The organism is Kitasatospora sp. NPDC088548 (assembly GCF_044753005.1).
Classification (GTDB): Bacteria; Actinomycetota; Actinomycetes; order Streptomycetales; family Streptomycetaceae; genus Kitasatospora.
Window position 1 is genome coordinate 84,712 of the sequence record NZ_JBIVMI010000020.1, and the last position, 19,426, is coordinate 104,137.

A 19,426-nucleotide genomic window follows, 5' to 3' on the forward strand; every position below is an offset into this window, starting at 1 on the left:
TGCGGGTCCAGGCCGGCGACGCGATGAGCGCGAAGAGCCGCCAGGCCGAAGAGGAAGACGAGCCGCTCAGCACGGCGGACCTGCGCGTCGCCGCGCGAGAGGTCATCGCCAACCTGGTCCAGGAGCACAACCAGCGTTTGTACCTCGCGGGCGAGGGCCTGCCCAGCAACGAGGAGGACGAGGCTCTCGTTAACGCGGTGCACGCCGCGATGTACGGCGTCGGACGGCTGCAGCCGTGGTTGGAGAACCTGGACGTCGAGAACATCGACATCAACGGCTGCGACCGGGTCTTCATCGGCTGGGCCAACGGCAAGCGGGAGAAGGTTGCCCCGATCGCCGACTCGGACGCCGAGCTGATCGAGGACGTGCGTACCCTGGCCGCGTTCTCCGGCCTCTCCAGCCGCCCGCTGGACGACCTGAATTGCGAGCTCGACCTGAAGCTGCCGGACGGCAGCCGCCTGTCGGCCGTCATCTCCGTCTCGAACCGGCCGGCCATCTCGATCCGGCGGGCCCGGCTCAGTCGGGTGAGCCTCGCCGAGCTGGAGGCGAACGGCACGCTGACCCCGCAGTTGGCGCGGTTCCTGGGCGCGGCGGTCCGGGCTCAGAAGAACATCATGATCGCGGGCGCTGTGAACGCCGGTAAGACCACCCTGTTGCGCGCCATGGCCAACGAGATCCCGCCGAAGGAGCGGCTGGTGACGGTCGAGCGGGTGCTGGAGCTGGGCCTGCACGAATTCGAGGACCTGCACCCCGACGTGGTGGCGCTGGAGGAGCGGCGCCCGAACTCCGAGGGCGTGGGCAGGGTGAGCATGGCCGACCTGGTGCGGCGCAGCCTGCGCATGAACCCGAGCCGCGTCATCGTCGGCGAGGTGCTGGGCGACGAGATCGTCAGCATGCTGAACGCGATGTCGCAGGGCAACGACGGCTCGCTGAGCACCATCCACGCGAACAGTTCGCTGGACGTCTTCGAGAAGATCTCGACCTATGCCATTCAGGCCGCGGAGCGGCTCAGCGCCGAAGCGTCCCAGCGGCTCATCGCGGGCGCGATCGAGTTCGTCGTCTTCATCAAGCGCGTCCGCGACCCGCTGACCGGCGACATGCAGCGCCGGGTGCTCTCGGTGCGCGAGGTCAACGGCAACGACGGCGGCGTGCTGAGTAGCGAGATCTTCGAGTTCCGCGGCGGCCGGCTCCAGGAGGGTGCGGTCATCTCCGACCGGCGTCTGGAGGAGCTGATGGAGCACGGCTACGAGCCCAACGGCGCGTTCGCGGGGTGGACGGCGTGAGCGACGTCCTGAGCCCCTACATGATGCTGGCGCTGCTGGCCGGCCTCGGCGTCGGCGGCGGCATCGCCCTGCTGGTCGCCGCGCTCGTCGGCTGGCCCCGCAAGGCGGGACGCGGCGGGCAGAGCACCGGGCAGCAGCTGGCCGCCTTCCTGCGGCGGCGCGGCGCGGCGGCCGTCCTGGTCGGCCTGGTCGTGCTCGTGCTGCTGAAGTGGCCGGTCGCCGCTATCGCCGCGGGCCTGCTGGTGATGTTCTGGTCGCAGCTGTTCGGCGGCCTGAAGGGCGAGAAGGCCGCACTGGCCAAGGTCGAGGCACTGGCGACGTGGACGGAGTCGCTGCGCGACACGGTCGCCGGATCGGCCGGCCTGGAGCAGGCGATCGCGGTGTCCGCCCGCAACTCGGCGGACGTCCTGAAGCCGCACCTCAACCGGCTCGACGACCGGGTCCGCACCCGGATGCCGCTGCCCGACGCCCTAGACCTGCTGGCTGACGACATCAACGACGGCGGCGCCGACGAGGTGATCGCGGCGCTGAAGCAGAGCGCCGGCCTGCGCGGCGCGGGCCTGAAGCAGGTGCTGACCGACCTGGCCCACAAGGCACGCTCCGACGTGGGCATGCGCCGGCGCATCATGACCAGCCGCTCCCCCACCCGGCGCAGCGTGCAGATCGTCACCGCGGTCATCGTCGCGATCGTGACGGGCCTGCGCGTCTTCAACCCGGACTACACAGAGCCGTACGCCACCGTGCAGGGACAGCTGGTCCTGGCGGTCGTGTTCTTCTTCTTCGCCGGCAGCCTGGCCTGGCTGCGCCGGCTCGCGAAGGTCCCGGAGCCGGCACGGTTCCTCGTCCGGGCCCGGGCAGGTGGGGCGCGATGACGCTGGCTCTGATCGTGGGCGCCGGAATCGGCGCCGGACTGTTCCTCCTGGCCCGGGCGCTGTTCCCCGCCCGGCCCGGGGCCGCCGCCACGGTGGCCCGAGTGGACGCGCGTTCGCGCATGTCGCTGGCCGCGGCCGGGGTGATCCCGGCGAGCGAGGCCGCTGCCGGGGACCGCGGTGAACGCGCCCGGGAGCTGCGGGGGCGTCTAGGCGTGCGGGTGGCGGCGTTCTACGCCAAGCAGGGCTGGGAGATGCGGTCGGTACGCGCCGACCTGTCGATCCTGGAGCGCGCCTTCGACACGTACTTGGCGCAGAAGGTGCTGCTCGGGCTGGTCGGGCTGCTCTTCGGACCGATGGTGTTCGCCGGACTCTGGTTCGCCGGCTTCACCAGCAGTCCGCTGATGCCGCTGTGGCTGGCGCTGGTGTTCGCCGCCCTGTTCTTCTTCCTGCCCGACCTCGAGGTCAAGCGGGACGCCAAGGAGAGGCGTGCGGAGTTCCTGCACACCCTGGCGCAGTTCCTGGGCCTGGTGGGCAACAGCCTGGCGGGCGGGCGCGGCCTGCCCGAGGCGCTGCGGGCGGCGACCGAGCTGACCGACACCTGGCAGATGCAGCGGCTGCGCCGCTGTCTGGCCGACGCCCGCCGCATCGGCATCTCGCAGGCCGCCGCGCTGGATCGACTCGGCGAGGAGATCGGCGTCATCGAGCTGCGGGAGATCGCAGCCGCGATCTCCCTGTCCGCCGACGACGGTGCCCGCATCCGGGAGTCGCTGATGGCGCGGGCCTCGACGCTGCGCGAGCGGGAGCTCGCCGAGACCGAGGGCCAGGCCGGCGCGCAGTCCCAGATGATGCTCGTCGCCCAGATCGGTCTGCTGTGCGGCCTGCTGATCTTCCTGATCTACCCCGCGATCACCGCGGTCACCAACATGTGACCGCTCCGCCGGCCGGGAGCCGGGCGCAGGCCGCCCCGCTCGCCCAGCCACCACCAGACCTCCGGTTCGCCGTTCGGGGCTCAAGGCCCCGTCGACGTCCCGGCCCACCTGTCCCAGCCCCACCGCCCGCACTCCGGGGCGGGGGAGATCCGTAGAACGAGGGGAATCCGCACCATGAACCACATCGTCAAGTCCCACCCGGCCATCGAGTTCCTGGCCGTCTTCTTCCAGGGCCGTCTGGAGAAGGCCCGTGCCGAGGGCGAGGACGGCGGCTTCAGCGCGGTCGAGTGGGTGATCGGCATCGCCGTCATCATCGCCATCCTGGTGGCCACCGCGATCATCATCAGCCAGGCCATCAGCACCAAGGCCACCTCGGTCGGCACCTGCATCACCGGCGCGAACAGCACCAACAACGGCGGCTGCAGCTAACCGGCACGACGACTAGGAGGAAGAGGGGGACGAACGTGATGCAGCGGCTCCGGCGGCGCCTGACGGCGCGCCGCGACGGCGGCCGGGACGGCGGCATGAGCTCGGTCGAGTTCGTGATCACCACCCCGATCCTGTTTGCCCTTCTCTTCCTCCTCGTGCAGTTCAGCCTGTACTTCTTCAGCGACCAGGTCGTCCAGGCCGCCGCGCAGGCCGGCGCCCGCAAGGCCAGGGCCACAGCCGACGCCGACCCGGGCGGATGGCGGGGGCAGGCCCGGGACACGGCCGTCAACCGGATCAACAGCCTCGGCCCGGCCCTGGCCGGCAACCCCGTCGTCAGCACCGAGCAGACTGGCCCGGACACGGTGCGGGTCACCGTGCAGGCAGAGGTCAAGACGGTGATTCCATGGCTCCACCTGACCACCACGGCCGTCAGTGAGGGCCCCGTCGAGAGGTTCGTCCCCGATGGCGGCTGACACCTGGCGTTCACGCCTGCGCGGCGACGAGGGGGCCTCCACGGTCGAGCTCGTCCTCATCGCCCCGATCCTGCTGTTCATGTCCCTGCTGCTGGTCGGCTTCGGACTGATCGTCCGCGCCCACGGCAGCCTGGACGGCGCGGCCCGCGACGCGGCCCGCGCCGGCGCCCTGCAGCGCGACTACTCCTCCGCGGTGCGGGAGGCGGTGCGGGCCGCCCGCGCGGACGCGACCAGCGTCTGCGTCGGCGGGAACGTGGACGTCCAACCCTCGGGCGACTGGCGGGCCGGCGGCCTGTTCACCGTCACCGTCTCCTGCGACGTGCGCGGACTGGCGTCCATGGGCCTCAAGGTCACCACCCGCGTCAGCTCCACCTCCACCTCTCCGCTCGACACCTACCGGCGGACCAGCTGATGAAGACCTTCCTCCTCGCGCGACTGCGAGTCCGGCCCGCCGACGAGGGCTCGGCCGCCCTCTACCTGATCTTCGGGGCCCTGCTGTTCCTGCTCCTGGCCGGATTCGTGGTCGACGGCGGCCAGGCGATCCACCAGCGCGACCGCGCCGCCGACATCGCCGAGCAGTCCGCCCGGTACGCCGCCAACCACGTCAGCCGCGACGCGCTGCGCGCCGACGGCACCGTCAGCGTCGACCCCAACCCGGCGTGCACCTCCTACGTGCAGGAGTTCGCCGCCCGCTCCGGCACCGGCGTCGAAGCCCACTGCACCTCGGCCGGCGGCAACACCGTCCAGGTCGAGGTGACCCTCGTCTACCGCCCGGTCCTGCTGCGCCTGGCCGGCCGCGACTCGCTCACCGTCCACGGGTTCGCCACCGCCCAGGCCGTACAGGAACAATGATCCCGACTCACAAGGGGATGGGAGAAACCTTCATGACCAGCACCAGCACCAGCAGCCGCTCCGCGTTCGGCGGCATCATCCGCTCCGGCGCGGCCGTCGCGCTGCTCGCGGCGGCGGCCGTCGGCTGCACCAGCGGCTCCAAGAGCCCCGGCTCCGACATCAACGGCGCCCAGAGCGGCACTCCTTCGGCCTCGGCGTCGCCGTCCCCGAGCGCGAGCGCCACGCAGCCCGCCGGCGCTCCGGTGGTCACCCTGCCTGCGGACCTCACGGTCGACGTCGCCTTCCCCCCCTCGGGTGACGCGGCGAAGGACGCGGTCGCGCAGGGGATGACGTACGCGCTGCGCGCCTACAACGCGGCGTTCGCGGCCGGCGACGGACAGGCCCCGGCGTTCCAGTACGCCTGGGACGGCATGGCGCGCCCGTACATGGCCGACATCATCCAGCAGCTCGCCAGCCGCGGGCAGACCATCACCGGCAGCACCCGCTACTACGCGCCGACGATCACCGTGAAGGACGCCACCCACGCCGCGTTCACCTACTGCGAGGACCAGAGCAAGGGCTTCCCGAAGGACAAGGCCACCGGCAAGGTGACCCCTTCGACCCCGAGTATCAAGGACTACACGGAGTGGAACACCGGGCTGGAGCTGTCCGCGCAGGGCGTGTGGCGGGTGACGCAGGCGGCCGGCGAGAAGGGATCGCAGCGGTGCCAGAACGCATGATCCGCGGTCGCGGTGTCCGGGCGTCCGGCGCCGTGGTGCTGGCGGGCGCCCTGCTCGCCGTGGCCACCGGCCCGGCGCGGGCGGACTTCGGTGGCGACCCCGGCGGCAGCACGCCCAGCCCCTGGTCGATCGAGTCGCACGTCACCCTGACGGCGAACGACGCCGGCACTGGCGCCAAGCACCTGCTGTCGGTCGGCGGGAGCTGGGTGCCGCCGGCGTGCTGGTACGAGCCGCAGTACACGCCCGATCAGTTCGACGCCGCGTTCAAGGCCCTGATGGAGCAGCTGGGGAGCACCTCCGGGGCGGCGGACATGCTCAAGCAGTACGAGGCCCTGAAGGCCGACGGTGACTTCCACCGCGGACAGCCGGGCGCGTGGTGGGGGATGGTCAAGACCAAGAAGGTCTGGGACCTCCCGGTGACCGACGCCTGCACGCAGAGCCCCGGCATCCAGTGGGTGCCCGCCGGCAATCCCCCGGCCGGGATGCTCGCCGTCACGCCGCAGATGCTCTCCAAGATCGCTTACGCGGCGACCAAGCTGCCCGCGCCGCAGGTGAAGCTGAGCCCGGCCGCGGACCGGCAGACCGTCAACCTGCCCACCTTCGTGTCCTTCAGCGAGCCGCTGCAGCCGGTGTCGGTGACCGCCTCGCTCGACTACATGGGCTTCTCCATCGCGGCCTCCACGCTGGCGGTGCCGGTGGCGCTTCGGGTCGACGCCGGTACCGACGACGCCTCGCCGCGCAGCTGCACCTACAACTTCGTGTCCGCCGGCGGCGGCTACCAGGTCGACTCCTCCACCAGCGGCTGCAACATCAACTACGCCCGGTCCTCGCGCGGAGGCAGCTACCCGCTGACCGGCCAGGTGACGTGGCAGGTCACCTGGACGCCGTCGAAGAACCCGCATGCGGCGCCGGCGAACCCCCTGCCGAACGGCTTGACCGACGGCACCCCGCAGAATGTCGTGGTCAGAGAGATCCAGACCGTCGTCACCGGCTAGGTGCGGCGCGAGGAGAAAGATCATTTAAGGAGCGGCCGATGGTGACGACGAAGAAGAGGCCGGCGGGCCCGGGGCGCTCACGGACCTTCGGGGACGTGGTGCTCGCGGTGCTGGCCGGCGTCGCCCTGGTCGCCCTCCTCGGCGCGATCCCGTACGGCCTGGTCCGCTTCATCGGCAACCCGCTGCCGGACCATGTGCCCTCGCTGGACACGCTCACCCAGAGCGTCGGCACCTCCTCGCTGCTGAGCATCCTGGCGGTGGTGGTGTGGCTGGCCTGGGCGCAGTTCGCTCTGTGCGTCGCCGTCGAGCTGAAGGCCGCGCTGTCCGGGATGAGCCTGGCGGTGCCGATCCCGGCGGCCGGCCCCTCGCAGGCCCTGGCCCGTTCGCTGGTGGCCACCATGCTGCTGGTCGGCGCCGGTGCGCTGACCGTCGGTCAGGCGTCGGCCGCGTCCGCCGCCGTCCCCGCGCGGGCTCCGGTGGCCAGCGTGTCCGTCCTCGCCACGGCGCAGCAGGCCGCCGTGGCCCTCACTGCCGACGCCGCTCCGGCGGCGGCGAGCGCTGCGGGCTCGAAGGTCTACGAGGTGAAGGCGTCGACGCCCACCCACACCGACACCCTGTGGGGGATCTCGGAGCGGTACCTGGGCTCCGGCCAGCGATGGAGCGAGATCGTCGAGCTCAACAAGGACCGCGTGCAGGACGACGGCCGGAAGATCAGCGCGGACGGCGTGATCCGGCCCGGGTGGCGCCTGGTGATGCCGGCCGACGCCTCCGGGCCCGACCTGGTCACCGGCACCACCGCCACCACGACGGACGGCTCCGAGCACATCGTGACGGTCCATGCGGGCGACACCCTGTCGGGTATCGCCGAGCGGGAGTTGGGCGACGGGGGCAAGTACCCCGAGCTGCTGGCGGCCAGCAGCGGCGTGGTCCAGCCCGGCGGCGGCCACCTCACCGATCCGGACGAGCTGTTCCCCGGCCAGCGCATCGTCATCCCCGGCCCTGCGGCGGCAGCCCCGGCCCCGGCCCCCGCGCCTGCGCCGGTTCAGCAGCCCGTCTCCCCCGCGCCGGCCGCCCCCGCGCCGACGGTCGCGCCGTCCGCCCCGGCCACGGCCCCGGCCGTCAAGAGCCCGGCCCCGGCGGAGAGCGCCACCGCCGCGCCGGCCACCCCCGCCCCGGCTGCTGAGAGCCCGGCGACCCAGGCCCCGGCCGCGGCCGAGAGCGCCCCGGTCCCTGCCGCCGCCGACCCCGCCCAGAGCGACGAGGCCGCCGTCTCCGTCCAGCAGATCGGGGGGATCGGCGCGGGCCTGGGCTCCACCCTGCTCGGAGCCATCGCCGCCCGCCGCCTGTGGCAGCACCGCAGGCGCCGCCCCGGCCAGACGATCGCCGTGCCGGAGGAGACCGCCCCGCTGGAGATGCTGCTCGGCCAGACCGCCGAGCCGGCGTCCGTCGCGCTCCTCGACGTGGCGCTGCGGACCCTGGCCGAGCGGGCCCCGGACGAGCTCCCGGCCCTTCGGGCCGCCCGGGTCACCGCGGACTCCGTCCACCTCCTGGTGGACGACAACGACGTGGAGCCCATCAGCCCGTTCACCGCCGCCACCGACGGCGGGTGGTGGGTGCTGGAGGAGCGTGCCGACCTCTTGGAGGAGAAGCACGCCGCCCGGGTTCCGGCCCCCTACCCGGGCCTGCTGAGCCTGGGCCGCGACGAGGACGGCGTCCAGCTGCTCGCCAACCTCCCCTACCACCAGGTCGTCCTGCTGGACGGCACTGCGGAGCAGGTCCGCGAAGTCGCCCGCGCGATGGCGCTGGACGCCGCGACGTGCCCGTGGGCGGACCACGTGGACGTCCTGACCGTGGGGTTCGGGCAGGACCTGGCCCCGCACCTGCCCAAGGGCCGCGTGCGGTTCCTGCCGTCCGCGGCTGACGGCATCGTCGACCTGGCGGGCGTCCTGGCCGAGGCGATCCAGGCCGAGCAGGCCGGCGAGCCCGGACCGCTGCCGTGGCTGATGGTCAGCACCAGCGACCCGGGCGAGCAGACCTGGGAGCTGGCCGACCTGCTCAGCAAGGCCCGCGGCCAGCAGGTCGCGGTGATCCTGCCGGCCAGCTGCGCCACGTACTTCCCGGAGGCGGAGGTGCTGGACGCCGCCGAACTGGCCGCCCAGCCGTGCGAGCTGGTCGACGGCGACGTCGTCCTGCAGCGCGTCACCGCGGAGGCCCACCGGCAGCTGGTGGCCACCTTCGAGACCGCCTCCGAGCCCGCGCGCCCGGCGGTCGGGCCGTGGGAGTTCGTACCGGACCCGGACGCGGTGCCGCCGCGCTTCGGCCCCGCCTCCATCCCCTCCCCCGTCGACTTCACCACCGCCTCGGTGTCCGGGTACGCGGTCCTGACCGGTGCTGTCCAGGCCGACGGCACCGAAGCCGGAGATGAGCCTGTCGACGAGTTCGACGACCTGGACGAGCCGGACGATGAGTACGAGGACGGCTACGAGCCGGACGACGACGCCGACCCAGAGACCGCCCAGGCCCCGGTCGCGCCGGCCAAGCCCGCCCGGCCCGCCTCCCGGCCCCCGGTGACGGCCGGTCCCGGCATCCCGCAGATCCAGGTCCTCGGACCGGTCCGCATCGACAACACCGGCCGGCCTGACATCAACAGCCACGCCGCCCAGATCGCCGCTCTCGGTGCCTACCTCTACTTCAAGCGGGGCCGCGACTACGGTGCCATCGCCAACGCCATGGACCCGAGGTCCCCGTGGGAGCCGCAGACCGTCCTGTCCCGCATCTCGCAGCTGCGCAGCACCCTGGGCGTCGGGCCGTCCGGCGCGCCGTTCCTGCCCCGCAAGTCCGGTGACACCTACCGGATGTCGGACGAGATCTCGTGCGACTGGACCGTCTTCGAGTACCTCGCCGAACGCGGCCTGCCGCAGGGCGTCGCGGGCCTGGCCGACCTCGAAGAGGCGCTGGGCCTGGTCCGCGGCCGGCCGTTCGGCGGGGACGGCGACCACGACTGGGCCGTGCCGCTCGTGCAGGAGATGATCGCCAAGATCCACGACACCGCGCACACCGTGGCGTGCCTGCGCCTGCGGGACGAGTGCCTCGACCTGGACGCCGCCCGCCGCGCCATCGCGGTGGGCATCGAGGTCCAGGACGATGAGCAGCTGTTCCGGGACTGGATGCGGGTGGAGCACGCCGCGGGCAACCGCCAGGGCCTGTTCACCGTGATCGACGCCGCGAAGGTCGCCGCGCAGCACCAGGACGCCCCGCTGGACGTGGAGACCGAGCGCCTGATCAAGAACCTGCTCGACGGGCAGCGCGTATGAGCACCGCCGCAGTGGTGGTGCTCGCCCTCGCGGTCGGCGCGGTGCTGGGCGCCGTGGTCGTGCGCCCGCTGGTCTTCGTCTACGCCCGGCCGATCGGCACCGGTCCGGGCTCCCGCTGCCCTGGCTGCGTGGCCCGGCCGCTGGTCGCGGACCGTACGGCGCTGCTGCACTTCGCCGCCGGGCGCTGCACCGCGTGCTCGGGACGCATCGGGCCGGCGGCGGGCCTGCCGGAAGTACTGACCGGGGTGCTGTTCGCGGCGGTCGCCCTCGCTGGCGCGCACGGCTGGCTGGCCGTCGCGCAGTGGTGGGTCGTGCTGCTCGGCGTGCCGCTGGCGCTGATCGACCTGGCGGTCTACCGGCTGCCCGACCACCTCACCATCGCGTTGAACGGCGGTGTCGCCATGGCGCTGGCCGGGGCCGCCGCGACAGGGCAGGACCAGGCGGTAACCGTCAGGGCGCTGCTCGCGGCCGTCGTGCTGAGCGTGCTGTTCTTCGTCCTGGCGCTGATGGGCGGCGTCGCCCTGGGCGACTTCAAGATGGCGCCCGCGCTGGGCGCCCTGCTCGGCTGGAACAGCTGGCCGGCGCTCTTCTTCGGCCTGCTGGCCGGCTTCGTGGTCAGCGCCACGTACGCGGTCAGCTTGACGTGGGCGGGCAAGGCAGACAGGCGCTCGCGGGTCGCCATCGGCCCGGGGCTGATCACGGGAGCGGTCGTCACCTCGCTGCTGCTGAGCTGACCGCTTCCTCTCCCGACGCCCCGGCTGCCCTCGCGGTGCCGGGGCGTCGGCGCGCACGACGGCGGGCGCCGATTCGCCAGTCACTGGAAGGCGCGGACGATCAAGTCGATGACCGCTCGGATGCCGCTCCAGTCCTCCGTTCCCGTCGCCGTAACGGACCGCTCGGTCTTGAGCTTCGCCTCGAACCGCTGCTGCGCCGTCCGCTTGTCCGCGTCGGTGAGTGAGCCCTGGAGCTGGTGCGCGCTGGGGTCCACGGCTTTCCAGTGGATGGGCATCAGGTTGCCGCCGGAGTCGGTGAGGACGTCCTGCCCGAAGTACATCTCCAGGCTGCCGGCCCGGCCGTTGACGTCCTCGACCGCAGTGGTGCCGTTGGCGGGATCGTAGGTCGGGTATGCCTGCAGCAGGGGCAGGTCGGGGTAGTGCAAGATCCGGCAGTCGGCCGGCCAGCGGCTCCGCTTGAGCTTGGCGAGCCCGCCGTGGGCCGCGGCGTCGTTGTCGGCGAGGAGGATGAACCGGTTGCCGATGCCGGCCGCCACGAATCCCTTGAAGGTGCCGACCGCACCGGCGATTCCGGACGGGGGCCGGACGGTCCCGTAGTCGAAGAACCGGATGAAGCCGACCAGGTGGGGGTGAGTCACCTTCAGGCCCTCGGACAGCAGGTGGGCGTCGGTCGAGCCCTCCGTGATCACCACCAGGGGGAGGTTCCGCACCGCGGTCTGCAGTTGCTCGTCGCGGGCCATCTGCGCGATCGGCTGCCCGGGGTCCAGTTCCACGCAGCACCCGGTTAGCTCGCTCAGGTCGAGTACCAGCGCTTCGTCCTGGTCCGGGGACCAGTGGACCAGGAGCCGTACCAGGCTCCGGGTGTCCATCTCCCAGTGGAGACGATCGACGAGCGTACTGGCGTCGATCTGCCTGTTCCAGTGGTCCATGTCCTCGAACCCGCCGGGGTCGGAGCTGAGCAGGAAGCGGAGCTCGCGCTCGACTGCCGCGCTGTCGGCCGGCGGGAGGTCGTTCTTCTCCTGGTGGGTGGTGGACTGCTGGGGCCGGGTCGCCCCGTCGGCCTCCAGGTCGCCGAGATCGTTGGGGTCGAGGCCCAGTGAGAGGCGGATCTCGCGCTGCGCCGCGGCGATGTCGACCGGGGGGTCCACCTTCTCCAGCTCGGCGGTGTACCGCTCCAACCAGGCCGTCAGGCCGGCCTCCAGGTCGCGCAGGGCGGAGTCGGCAGTGATGCCCTGCGCGTCGAGCCGTTCGGCCATCCCGCGGATCGTCGTCGCGTAGCCGTAGACGGCGCCTTCCTTCTCCGGGTCGGGGGCCGGCCGGTAGAAGCGGTCGTCCTCGGAGAACAGCGCCGCGACGTCCGGGTAGTAGGAGTCCCGGCACCAGAGCGCGAGCGCCGTCCGTAGCCGGAGGTAGGAGTGGTGTCCCATGGCGGCATCATCCTCCCGTCGCGAGCAGGCTCGCTCAGGAATGTGAGAGCGGTGGACGCCGCGCAGGGACAGGCAGTCGGTTGGGCAGCTCATTTCAGGCCCATCGGGCTGCTCCGGAGGGCCGAAAACCCGCAGACGGCTCTCTGCCGACCTCGCAGCGGCCCAGAGGTCGCGCCATACCGGGCTAATCGCGCCAGGCGGTTCTAGGGCCGTTTCTGCGGGCCGATATTTGCCCCGTTTCGCCCGTCTTCTTAGATTTTCAGCTTTATGACCGCTTCAGCAGTCGGCGCTTCTGCGGCGGCAACGTCCAGACTGCGGCCACAGCCCTATGAAGGAGCCGCGCCTCGGCTCGGACCTGTCCGTACTTTGGGGGCGTCCGTTGCCTCCCCCGTTCGTTGTACTCGGCATGGGACGCATGAAACAGGGCAAGCCCCGTCGGCCGCCGGTTGCTCCGCCGTACATCGTCATCGGAACGGACGGTCCGGCGCTCGCCCTCGTCTGGGACGAGAACGCTGACCGGGCGCTCGCCGACCAGACGGACAAGCTTGTGATTGTCTGCCCGAGCGAGGGGCACGCTCGCGCCTTCTTCGGCGACCTTGCCGCAGAGGATCCGCTGGTGCGCGAACGCCAGCTCGGCCCGACGGATGCCGGGCACTGGCGCGGTTCCCGCCTCGATCACCCCGGTGCGTTCCTCGCGTGCCTTCGGTACGAGGACGACACTCCGGCCTGCGAGGACCTGATCCGCTACCGGGCCTTCATGGCGGCGATGGGGCAGACGTCGATCGTGTGAGGCGGCGATAGGTCTGCGCCCTCGGTCAGCCCGACGCAGAGCTGGTCGGGGCCGCCCTCCCCGAGCAGCACGAAGGCGCCGACCCACGGTTGGGGTCCGGCGCCTTCGTGGACGGGCGGGTCTCAGACTCCGGCCAGCTGGCCGGTGAGCGGATCACTGTGCTGCGGGGTCTCGAACTCCTTCTTGTACCGCAACTGCATGTTGGGCCAGTAGCGGTCGAGGGAGCGGGGGCTGACCGGCTGATTGCCGCCCTGCCCGGCCACGCCGTGCTTCGTGAAGATGTAGTCCACGAACTCCTTCTTCGTGGGGTAGTCGCCGTGCTCGCGGACGTACTCACACCAGTAGGTGTAGTAGAGGTCTTCCTTGTTCTGGTTCTCCTGGTCGGCCGCCGGCTCGGGCTGGTCGGCGGGAACCGAGTCCTCCCCCTCCGGCAGCGCGGGCAGGAGCACCTCGACCTCGGCCGCGGCGACGGGCTGCTGGGCGGGGGCGGCCGTGTCCAGGATCAGCTGCTGGGGGACCACTGGCACCGGAGCGGCCTCGGGCTCGGGCTCGGCGCTTCGCTCGGGGACCGGTGCGTACGGAGCCACTGCGGACTCGAGTTGGGCAGTGGCGGAAGCTATGGCCGGGTCCTCGCCTGCCGACTCGAACTGCGCCTGCCCACCGCGTTCCGGCCGCCCGGTGCGGTCGGCCGGTGCAGGCACCTTCTCCAGCATGGGCCGCTCGCTGCCCGGCAGGCTGTTTCCGGCGGGACTGCTGGAGGGACCGGTCAGCGGGCCGGTGGTGATGCCGGCCGCGGCCAGTCCGTCCGGCGCGGTCTCCGCGAACGGGACACCGAACTTCGCCATCGCCAGCGGCAGCAGCGCCTCCTGGCTTGCTGCCCGGCGCCACCCCCGCCCGTACTTGAACCGCAGCCTCGCCCGGTAGATCAGACGTTGCTGCTCCAGCAAAAGGGCTTCCTCTGCGCTGTGAATCCCGTACAGGTGCTTACGGCGCCACAGGAGGGCGGTGCGGAAGGGAGAGAGGAACCAGCGGGTGACCCCGAGGCCCTCCATCGTCTTCGTGCCGGCGATCAGGTTGGCCCAGCGGCCGACACCGTGGCGGCCGCACTCGACCATGATGATGAAGAGCACGGGGATCACGGCGTGCATGCCGACGCCCAGCGGGTTCGGCCAGGCCGAAGCCGCGTTGAAGGCGATGGTGGCCCCCGTCAGGAACCAGGCGGTCTGGCGAGCCAGCGGGAATGGCATGCGGAGTGAGGTCATGAGCAGGTCGGCAGCGTAGAGGGCAACGATGCCAAGGTCGACGCCGATGGGGAAGACGATCGAGAAGTCTCCGAAGCCGTGCTTCTCGGCGAGGGCGCGTACGGCGGTGTACGAGCCGGCGAAGCCGATGCCCGCGACAGCGCCGCAGAACACCACCACTACCCCGGCCAGCAGTTTGTGTCCCCAGTTCAGACGTGGCCTGGTCACTCTGTTCTACCTCCTGAAACCTGAGCCAGACCCAACCATGTCACGCCACCTCCGTGTGACGCACGGGACAATCGCTTCGCACTGCCCCTTGCGCCCCGTTTTGGCTATTTGTGCGGCTTTTCCCGCTTCGTGATCTAGCTCCCACCACTGCGGAGTCCGCACCCCGGGAGAGGCCGTCCCGCTACTCCCGGCTGCGGAGTCCGCAGTCCGACTGCGGGGCTGCGGAACCCGGTCCCGCAGTCCCGCGTAGGTGCCGAGTGCGGGTCGCGCGGGCGCAGCGGAGCAGCTCCGCACCCCGCCCGGGCGTCCTCCACCGGCGGCCGGCGACCCCGACCGGGCGTCCCGGGTGCGGGATTCCCTGCGCCTGCCGTGGCTGCGCCGCTGCGCTTGTTCACTCCACGGCGGGCACGGCGCCCGGACGCAGGTCTCCGTCCGCAGCCCGCGCGCCGGTGCCGTTCAGCTGGGGCCGCTGCTTCCCCGCACCCGCCGCGCAGCGGGTGCGGAGACCTCTACGCACCCCGGGTCCGCACTGCGGAGGCGGCACCGCGGCTACGCAGTCGCCGTCCGCCGACACCGGGCACGGCCGCCTGGCTCCCCAGCGGGACTCCGCACCGGGTGGTCGGGGCCGACTCCACCGAGGGAGGGCACCGGCTCCGAAGCAGCGGTCCTGCGCTACGGCTCCTGGTCGAGGGCCACAGCGTGAAGACCGGAGCGGAGGACAGTCGAAAGCGCGCCGTAGAAGGTCTCCCGCAGCGCCTCGATCTCCCGGGGGTCGGTCGGAATCTCCCGGGGGCCGAGGACCCACACGCCCTCGCGGGGCACCAGGATGAGGCCCGCCACCAGGAACGCCATGACGGCGGTCATGACCATGCCCTCAGTGAGAGCGGTTCGGCGGGCAACCCAGTCGGGGTCCGGGGCGGCGAACTCGCCGGGTTCCAGCTCCGGGTGGTGCCCGAGTCGGGCGCTCCACTCCATGACGGCCTCCATCACGGAGTCGCAGTTGCGCACGGCGGCCAGGAAGGCATCCGTACGGTCGTGCAGGTCCGAGGGAAGGAGGTCGTAGAGGTTGAATTCCTTCAGGACCTGGGCGTACTCCTGGCGCTGTGCCGGGTCGGTGGGCACCTTCACGACGCCCTGTTCGAGGTCGGCCCGCCACTGGGCGGCCCGTCGGCGGGCGATCCGATCGCGCAGCCACCTCATCGCCGTGCCTCCGGTCGGGTCAGCTCAGCTTCCCGGCCGGTGATGGTGCCGTAGGCGTGCGCGGCCCGGGTGATGGCCTGCTGGCGGAGTTCGTCGGCGAGTTGCTCGGCGCGCTCCAGGCGGGCCAGGATGCCTGCCTTGGTGCGGGCGGCGGCGGCCGGATCTGCGAGGGGAAGGCCGCGGGCTTCGGTGGCGGCAGCGGCGATTTCTTCGGCCACGTCTCGGTAGGAGGCGCCGGTGGGCCGGCCCGGGACGGCGGCGAGGCGGGAGCCGGCCGCGGCGAGTACGGCTTCCCAGTCGGCGTCGCCGGCGTCCGGCCACGTACCGCAGAGCGGTCCGAGCCACCGGTCGCCGTGTTCGGCAAAGGCCCGGTCGAGTCCGTCTGGCGTCATGCCATCACGCTATCGGTGCAGGGTGGGCTGCGGGGGCGGTTCCGGAAGCCGGACCGGCGCATCGGCGGCGGCCCGGGCTGCACCGGGGGTCCGCGGCGGCCGGCGCTCCTCGCGGCTGGTGCTCAGCGCTCGCGGTCGAGCACCTGAAAGAGCTTCAGAGCCTGTGCGGGGTCGGTGGTCCGGGGGAGCGCGTGCTCGGCCACGAAGGTGGTGGCGGCGCGGCCCGGGAAGTCGTCGCCGGCTGAGGCCGCGTCGCGGTTGAGGTCGTCGGCCAGGCCGTCGGGGATCTCGGCGTACCGGCGGAGCAGGTCGATCAGGGGCCGGGGGTCGGGGTGCTGGTAGGGGTCGGTGCCCTCCCAGAGCACTTCCTGGTCCTCCTCGTCCGCCTCGATGTCGAGGACCTGGGCGTAGAAGGTGGAGAGGGGGCCGTCCCAGCCGATCGCGATGGCGAGGTTCTCCGCGTCGGGAAGGGGCTTCAGTTGACGCCGGGACATGTTGGTCTCCTGGTCTCACGGAACGGGCCGTCCGGCGTCACCTTAGCGATGTCCGGGGCTTGCTGACCGACGAGGCCGCCAGGCGAACGGAGTCGGGCCCCGGCCTCCGTGAGCGGAGGCCGGGGCCCGGGCCGGGTGCGGTGGGTGTCAGGGAGAGGGTGCGCGCAGTGCCCTGTTGCGCAGCGTGGTGGCGATCTTGATGATGTCTTCGCGGAGCTTGCCGTACTGGCCTGTGGAGTCGACGGCGGCCTGGGCGAAGATCGGTTTGGTGGCGGTTCGGTCGGCTTCCTTCAGCAGCTTGAGCACGTGCTGGAGGGAGACGAGCTCGTCGGGCACGACTTCGGCGTCCGGGATGTCGTCGTCGGCTTCTGCGCCCGCAGGCCCTGTGGAACCGGCGCCCGAGGCTTCGGTCGAGGTGGGCGTCGGTGTTGCAGCCCCTGCGGTCGAACCCGCCGTCGGCTCCCCCGGTGCGGGTGGGGTGGTCGGCGGCGCTGCAATTGCAGCGCCGCTGTTCGATTCTTCTTCGAACATTGGCGCTGCAATTGCAGCGCCGGCCGAGGGCTCCGGCCCCGACTCGTCGTCGCCGTCCGCCCCGTCCACATCCAGCCCAAGGGCCTGTCGGGCCGCCGTCTCGATGACTTCACGCCTCAGTTCAGGGGCGTCGGGCAGCACCACGGGCAGCGCCACATGGGCCGCTCGGAGAGTCGCCGCGGTCGGCCGCTCCCCCAGCACGGCGCTGTGCGCCCTGATCGTGTCGAACACCGTGACAGCCGTGTCCCGGTCGAACGCCTTCTCCGTCCGGACCAGTTCCTTGGCCTGCCCGGGGTTCGGGACCACTCCTGTGCGCTGCCCGGCTTCCAGCGCCAGGGGAGCGGCCTGGCGCAGCTGGCGGTTGTAGACGGCGGAGCGGCCGGTGAGCCACTGGACGTAGGCACCGAAGGTCCGGTGGCTGCGACGGTGCCACTTGCCCTTCTTGGCCCGCTCCAGGCCCTCGGCGATGACGTAGACCGCAGCGTCACCGGCGGCCAGCGCCGACCGGATCACCCCTTCTGTCTGGGCCTTCTGCTGTTCCTCGGTCTCGGTGAGGTCGGAGAGATCCTCCTCCCCGATCTCCGCGACCTCGTCGAGATCCGGCAGCCCGTCGGCCAGACGCAGGACCGAGTCGATGGTGGTCTCGGGGTCCGGTCCGGAGAGAATGCTCTTCGTCCTGGCAACCACTCCCGATTGCTGGTCGAGGCTCTGTCCTCCGGCCCTTGGGCCGCCGATCCCGCGATCACCATCGCCGCCGCCGAGGAGGTCGTCGAGGGTGTCGTCGAGGGCGCTGGCGCCGGCTGTTCCGCTCATGCCGCGGCCCCGAGCCCGAAGAGGACGCGGGCGCCCATGTCGTAGTCCATGGTGGTGGTCTGCCCGGGGGCGAACTGGCGCAGCGGCTGCTTGGCCAACTGGGCCTCGCCGACCTTGACGTTGGTACGCGCGGGGAGGATGACGGCGTCCGGGTAAGCCCGGGACAGGCTCCCGCCGATCTTGCGGGCGAGCTTGGACCGGGAGAAGTCGGTGAGCACCGCAGCGGCAACCCTCAGCTCGGGGTTCAGCGTCTCCTGCACGGTGGCGATGACCCTCTGGAGCGCACCTACACCGTGAATGTCGAGGCCGCTCGACGCGTTCACCGGAATGATCACATCGTGCGCGGCGACCAGGGCCGAGACGGTCAGCGTTCCCAGTCGGGGGCCGCAGTCGATGATCGTGACGTCCACGTCATCGTTGCCCAGGCGCAGGCGCCGCTGCAGGCAGGAGTCCGCCCCGATCGGGTTCTTCTCGTCGACGTCGCCCAAGTCCGGGAACGAGGGGATGAAGGCCAGGTTGTCGAACGGCGTCCGGTAGGCGGCGTCGCTCAGCTTGACCTTCGCGTCGAAGTAGAGGTCACGCAGGTTGTACCGGAGCTCCTCCGGACGGTCGTCCAGGAAGTAGCGCAGCCAGACACTGATGGACGCTGCCTGGTCGTCGGCGTCAATGATCCGCACCCGTAGGCCCCGAGCGATGAGCGCCATCGCCAGCTCCAGGGTGGTCGTGGTCTTTCCGGCACCGCCCTTCTGGTTGCAGACGGCGATGACCCTGGGGAGGGTCGAGGGGCGGAAGGAGTCCGGCACCGTGATGCCGGGCTTCCAGTCCTGCCAGGAGGACGTCAGGTCCCACTCGGTCGTGATGTCGAGGAAAGCAAGGTCGTCGCCGAGCGACGTTACCTGTACCTTTTCTTGTGTTTCTCGCATAGCCCGCAACCGTAGCGGGTGAAACGCTGGCAGCGCCCCGTCCGGTCCCTGACTGGCGGGGCGCTCCTTCTTCTTATGCTGCTTGCCTGCCCAGTTCCGCGACCAGATGGCATGATTCTCCGCCTGGTGCCCTATGCCGCTGGCCCTGGTGCGCCGTGGCCGCTGGGACGGCCCGGACTTCTGACTCACCTCCAAGGGTGACCCCTCTGAAGCGCCTCTGGTTGGACGACGCCGTCGGCTGCGCTCGAGGCCGGGCCACGGAATAGCAGGCCGGGCTACGCAGTCGTAGTCGGTCCTGCGGGGCCAACGGTGCGGAGTTGCGGAAGTGCGGACTGCGCCAACCTCCAGCTTTGCGGTGCGCTTCCGCAGTCCTCCCTTCTCGCTCACCGCAGTCGGCTCTCCGCCCGATCCACCAGGGGCGTAGCGCGTAGCGCGTGCTGACCGGGTCCAAGGCCCGGCCGGGGCAGCGCCGTCAGGAGCTCCAAGGGGCCAGGTGAACCGCGGCTCCGTGGCGGATTCCTGCCGCCGCACGGCCGGATATCCGCAGGCCAACGTTGATGCGTAGGGCCTGATCGCTCGATTCGTGCCGCTGGGGTCGGCGAAAGCTCGGCCTTGGTGGCACTCGGCTGCCGGACCCCGCGATGATGAGGAGCGGGTGCGGGCCCCGCCACTCAGCTCCGCAGTGTGCGTGGGGTGGATCAGCGCGGGCTGCGGGTGCGGAGGTCACGCACCCGTCCGGCCGACGGCTCCGCAGCCTCCGCAGTCCGCCGTGGTGCTGTACGCACTT

Annotated in this window: 19 protein-coding genes; 12 read left to right on the forward strand and 7 right to left on the reverse strand. The window is 71.6% G+C overall.

Annotated features, from left to right (window positions below):
- Window positions 1-23: 23 nt before the first annotated feature.
- The 11 genes from ACIP82_RS24485 to ACIP82_RS24535 all read left to right on the forward strand — a co-directional run bounded on the left by ACIP82_RS24485 (window position 24) and on the right by ACIP82_RS24535 (window position 10,600).
- Window positions 24-1,283 (forward strand): CpaF family protein, encoded by a 1,260-nt coding sequence (locus tag ACIP82_RS24485; RefSeq protein WP_400656343.1) that lies wholly within the window; start codon window positions 24-26, stop codon window positions 1,281-1,283.
- Window positions 1,280-2,155 carry a type II secretion system F family protein gene (locus tag ACIP82_RS24490; RefSeq protein WP_400656195.1) on the forward strand — a complete coding sequence of 292 codons (876 nt, stop codon included), beginning with the start codon at window positions 1,280-1,282 and terminating at the stop codon, window positions 2,153-2,155. The genes ACIP82_RS24485 and ACIP82_RS24490 overlap by 4 nt, the downstream gene beginning before the upstream one ends.
- On the forward strand, window positions 2,152-3,084 hold the full coding sequence (locus ACIP82_RS24495) for a type II secretion system F family protein (RefSeq protein ID WP_400656197.1): 933 nt from the start codon (window positions 2,152-2,154) through the stop codon (window positions 3,082-3,084). The genes ACIP82_RS24490 and ACIP82_RS24495 overlap by 4 nt, the downstream gene beginning before the upstream one ends.
- Window positions 3,085-3,258: 174 nt before the next feature.
- Window positions 3,259-3,513, forward strand: coding sequence for a hypothetical protein (locus ACIP82_RS24500; protein WP_400656198.1), 255 nt, complete (start codon window positions 3,259-3,261; stop codon window positions 3,511-3,513).
- Between the two features lie 38 nt (window positions 3,514-3,551).
- On the forward strand, window positions 3,552-3,986 hold the full coding sequence (locus tag ACIP82_RS24505; RefSeq protein WP_400656345.1) for a TadE family protein: 435 nt from the start codon (window positions 3,552-3,554) through the stop codon (window positions 3,984-3,986).
- Window positions 3,976-4,398 (forward strand): TadE/TadG family type IV pilus assembly protein, encoded by a 423-nt coding sequence (locus ACIP82_RS24510; protein ID WP_400656200.1) that lies wholly within the window; start codon window positions 3,976-3,978, stop codon window positions 4,396-4,398. Before ACIP82_RS24505 ends, ACIP82_RS24510 begins: the two co-directional genes overlap by 11 nt.
- Entirely contained in the window at window positions 4,398-4,838 is a 441-nt protein-coding gene (locus tag ACIP82_RS24515; protein WP_400656202.1) for a pilus assembly protein TadG-related protein, read from the forward strand. Before ACIP82_RS24510 ends, ACIP82_RS24515 begins: the two co-directional genes overlap by 1 nt.
- A gap of 32 nt (window positions 4,839-4,870) precedes the next feature.
- On the forward strand, window positions 4,871-5,557 hold the full coding sequence (locus ACIP82_RS24520) for a hypothetical protein (RefSeq protein ID WP_400656204.1): 687 nt from the start codon (window positions 4,871-4,873) through the stop codon (window positions 5,555-5,557).
- A complete protein-coding gene (locus ACIP82_RS24525) occupies window positions 5,542-6,552 on the forward strand; it encodes a hypothetical protein (protein WP_400656206.1) in 1,011 nt (336 codons plus the stop codon). The genes ACIP82_RS24520 and ACIP82_RS24525 overlap by 16 nt, the downstream gene beginning before the upstream one ends.
- Before the next feature lie 38 nt (window positions 6,553-6,590).
- Window positions 6,591-9,866: a LysM peptidoglycan-binding domain-containing protein gene (locus tag ACIP82_RS24530; protein WP_400656208.1), complete on the forward strand. Its 3,276-nt coding sequence runs from the start codon at window positions 6,591-6,593 to the stop codon at window positions 9,864-9,866.
- Window positions 9,863-10,600 (forward strand): prepilin peptidase, encoded by a 738-nt coding sequence (locus tag ACIP82_RS24535; protein WP_400656210.1) that lies wholly within the window; start codon window positions 9,863-9,865, stop codon window positions 10,598-10,600. Before ACIP82_RS24530 ends, ACIP82_RS24535 begins: the two co-directional genes overlap by 4 nt.
- A gap of 80 nt (window positions 10,601-10,680) precedes the next feature.
- Here ACIP82_RS24535 and ACIP82_RS24540 read toward each other — a convergent pair whose 3' ends face one another.
- On the reverse strand, window positions 10,681-12,027 hold the full coding sequence (locus ACIP82_RS24540) for a HEPN/Toprim-associated domain-containing protein (protein ID WP_400656213.1): 1,347 nt from the start codon (window positions 12,025-12,027) through the stop codon (window positions 10,681-10,683).
- Between the two features lie 415 nt (window positions 12,028-12,442).
- Between ACIP82_RS24540 and ACIP82_RS24545 the strand changes: the two genes are divergently transcribed.
- Complete coding sequence (locus ACIP82_RS24545; protein ID WP_400656215.1) at window positions 12,443-12,817, forward strand: hypothetical protein; 375 nt, start codon at window positions 12,443-12,445, stop codon at window positions 12,815-12,817.
- Window positions 12,818-12,939: 122 nt separating this feature from the next.
- On the opposite strand, the gene ACIP82_RS24550 is transcribed toward ACIP82_RS24545, so the two are convergent.
- The 6 genes from ACIP82_RS24550 to ACIP82_RS24575 all read right to left on the reverse strand — a co-directional run bounded on the left by ACIP82_RS24550 (window position 12,940) and on the right by ACIP82_RS24575 (window position 18,639).
- Complete coding sequence (locus ACIP82_RS24550; RefSeq protein WP_400656216.1) at window positions 12,940-14,286, reverse strand: DUF2637 domain-containing protein; 1,347 nt, start codon at window positions 14,284-14,286, stop codon at window positions 12,940-12,942.
- A gap of 672 nt (window positions 14,287-14,958) precedes the next feature.
- Window positions 14,959-15,486: a hypothetical protein gene (locus ACIP82_RS24555; protein WP_400656218.1), complete on the reverse strand. Its 528-nt coding sequence runs from the start codon at window positions 15,484-15,486 to the stop codon at window positions 14,959-14,961.
- Complete coding sequence (locus ACIP82_RS24560) at window positions 15,483-15,878, reverse strand: hypothetical protein (protein ID WP_400656220.1); 396 nt, start codon at window positions 15,876-15,878, stop codon at window positions 15,483-15,485. Before ACIP82_RS24560 ends, ACIP82_RS24555 begins: the two co-directional genes overlap by 4 nt.
- A gap of 122 nt (window positions 15,879-16,000) precedes the next feature.
- Complete coding sequence (locus tag ACIP82_RS24565; protein WP_400656222.1) at window positions 16,001-16,372, reverse strand: hypothetical protein; 372 nt, start codon at window positions 16,370-16,372, stop codon at window positions 16,001-16,003.
- Between the two features lie 147 nt (window positions 16,373-16,519).
- The gene (locus ACIP82_RS24570; RefSeq protein ID WP_400656224.1) at window positions 16,520-17,716 is read right to left on the reverse strand and encodes a hypothetical protein; all 1,197 of its coding nucleotides are present in this window, start codon (window positions 17,714-17,716) and stop codon (window positions 16,520-16,522) included.
- Window positions 17,713-18,639: a ParA family protein gene (locus ACIP82_RS24575; RefSeq protein WP_400656227.1), complete on the reverse strand. Its 927-nt coding sequence runs from the start codon at window positions 18,637-18,639 to the stop codon at window positions 17,713-17,715. The genes ACIP82_RS24570 and ACIP82_RS24575 overlap by 4 nt, the downstream gene beginning before the upstream one ends.
- Between the last annotated feature and the right edge of the window lie 787 nt (window positions 18,640-19,426).

What these genes read in the sequence shown, in the direction of transcription:
- ACIP82_RS24565 (WP_400656222.1), bottom strand. Translation starts at nt 16,372, where the DNA reads ATGTCCCGGCGTCAACTGAAGCCCCTTCCCGACGCGGAGAACCTCGCC.
- ACIP82_RS24505 (WP_400656345.1), top strand. Translation starts at nt 3,552, where the DNA reads ATGCAGCGGCTCCGGCGGCGCCTGACGGCGCGCCGCGACGGCGGCCGG.
- ACIP82_RS24530 (WP_400656208.1), top strand. Translation starts at nt 6,591, where the DNA reads ATGGTGACGACGAAGAAGAGGCCGGCGGGCCCGGGGCGCTCACGGACC.
- ACIP82_RS24540 (WP_400656213.1), bottom strand. Translation starts at nt 12,027, where the DNA reads ATGGGACACCACTCCTACCTCCGGCTACGGACGGCGCTCGCGCTCTGG.
- ACIP82_RS24555 (WP_400656218.1), bottom strand. Translation starts at nt 15,486, where the DNA reads ATGAGGTGGCTGCGCGATCGGATCGCCCGCCGACGGGCCGCCCAGTGG.
- ACIP82_RS24500 (WP_400656198.1), top strand. Translation starts at nt 3,259, where the DNA reads ATGAACCACATCGTCAAGTCCCACCCGGCCATCGAGTTCCTGGCCGTC.
- ACIP82_RS24560 (WP_400656220.1), bottom strand. Translation starts at nt 15,878, where the DNA reads ATGACGCCAGACGGACTCGACCGGGCCTTTGCCGAACACGGCGACCGG.
- ACIP82_RS24570 (WP_400656224.1), bottom strand. Translation starts at nt 17,716, where the DNA reads ATGAGCGGAACAGCCGGCGCCAGCGCCCTCGACGACACCCTCGACGAC.
- ACIP82_RS24575 (WP_400656227.1), bottom strand. Translation starts at nt 18,639, where the DNA reads ATGCGAGAAACACAAGAAAAGGTACAGGTAACGTCGCTCGGCGACGAC.
- ACIP82_RS24535 (WP_400656210.1), top strand. Translation starts at nt 9,863, where the DNA reads ATGAGCACCGCCGCAGTGGTGGTGCTCGCCCTCGCGGTCGGCGCGGTG.
- ACIP82_RS24515 (WP_400656202.1), top strand. Translation starts at nt 4,398, where the DNA reads ATGAAGACCTTCCTCCTCGCGCGACTGCGAGTCCGGCCCGCCGACGAG.
- ACIP82_RS24485 (WP_400656343.1), top strand. Translation starts at nt 24, where the DNA reads ATGAGCGCGAAGAGCCGCCAGGCCGAAGAGGAAGACGAGCCGCTCAGC.
- ACIP82_RS24520 (WP_400656204.1), top strand. Translation starts at nt 4,871, where the DNA reads ATGACCAGCACCAGCACCAGCAGCCGCTCCGCGTTCGGCGGCATCATC.
- ACIP82_RS24510 (WP_400656200.1), top strand. Translation starts at nt 3,976, where the DNA reads ATGGCGGCTGACACCTGGCGTTCACGCCTGCGCGGCGACGAGGGGGCC.
- ACIP82_RS24545 (WP_400656215.1), top strand. Translation starts at nt 12,443, where the DNA reads ATGAAACAGGGCAAGCCCCGTCGGCCGCCGGTTGCTCCGCCGTACATC.
- ACIP82_RS24495 (WP_400656197.1), top strand. Translation starts at nt 2,152, where the DNA reads ATGACGCTGGCTCTGATCGTGGGCGCCGGAATCGGCGCCGGACTGTTC.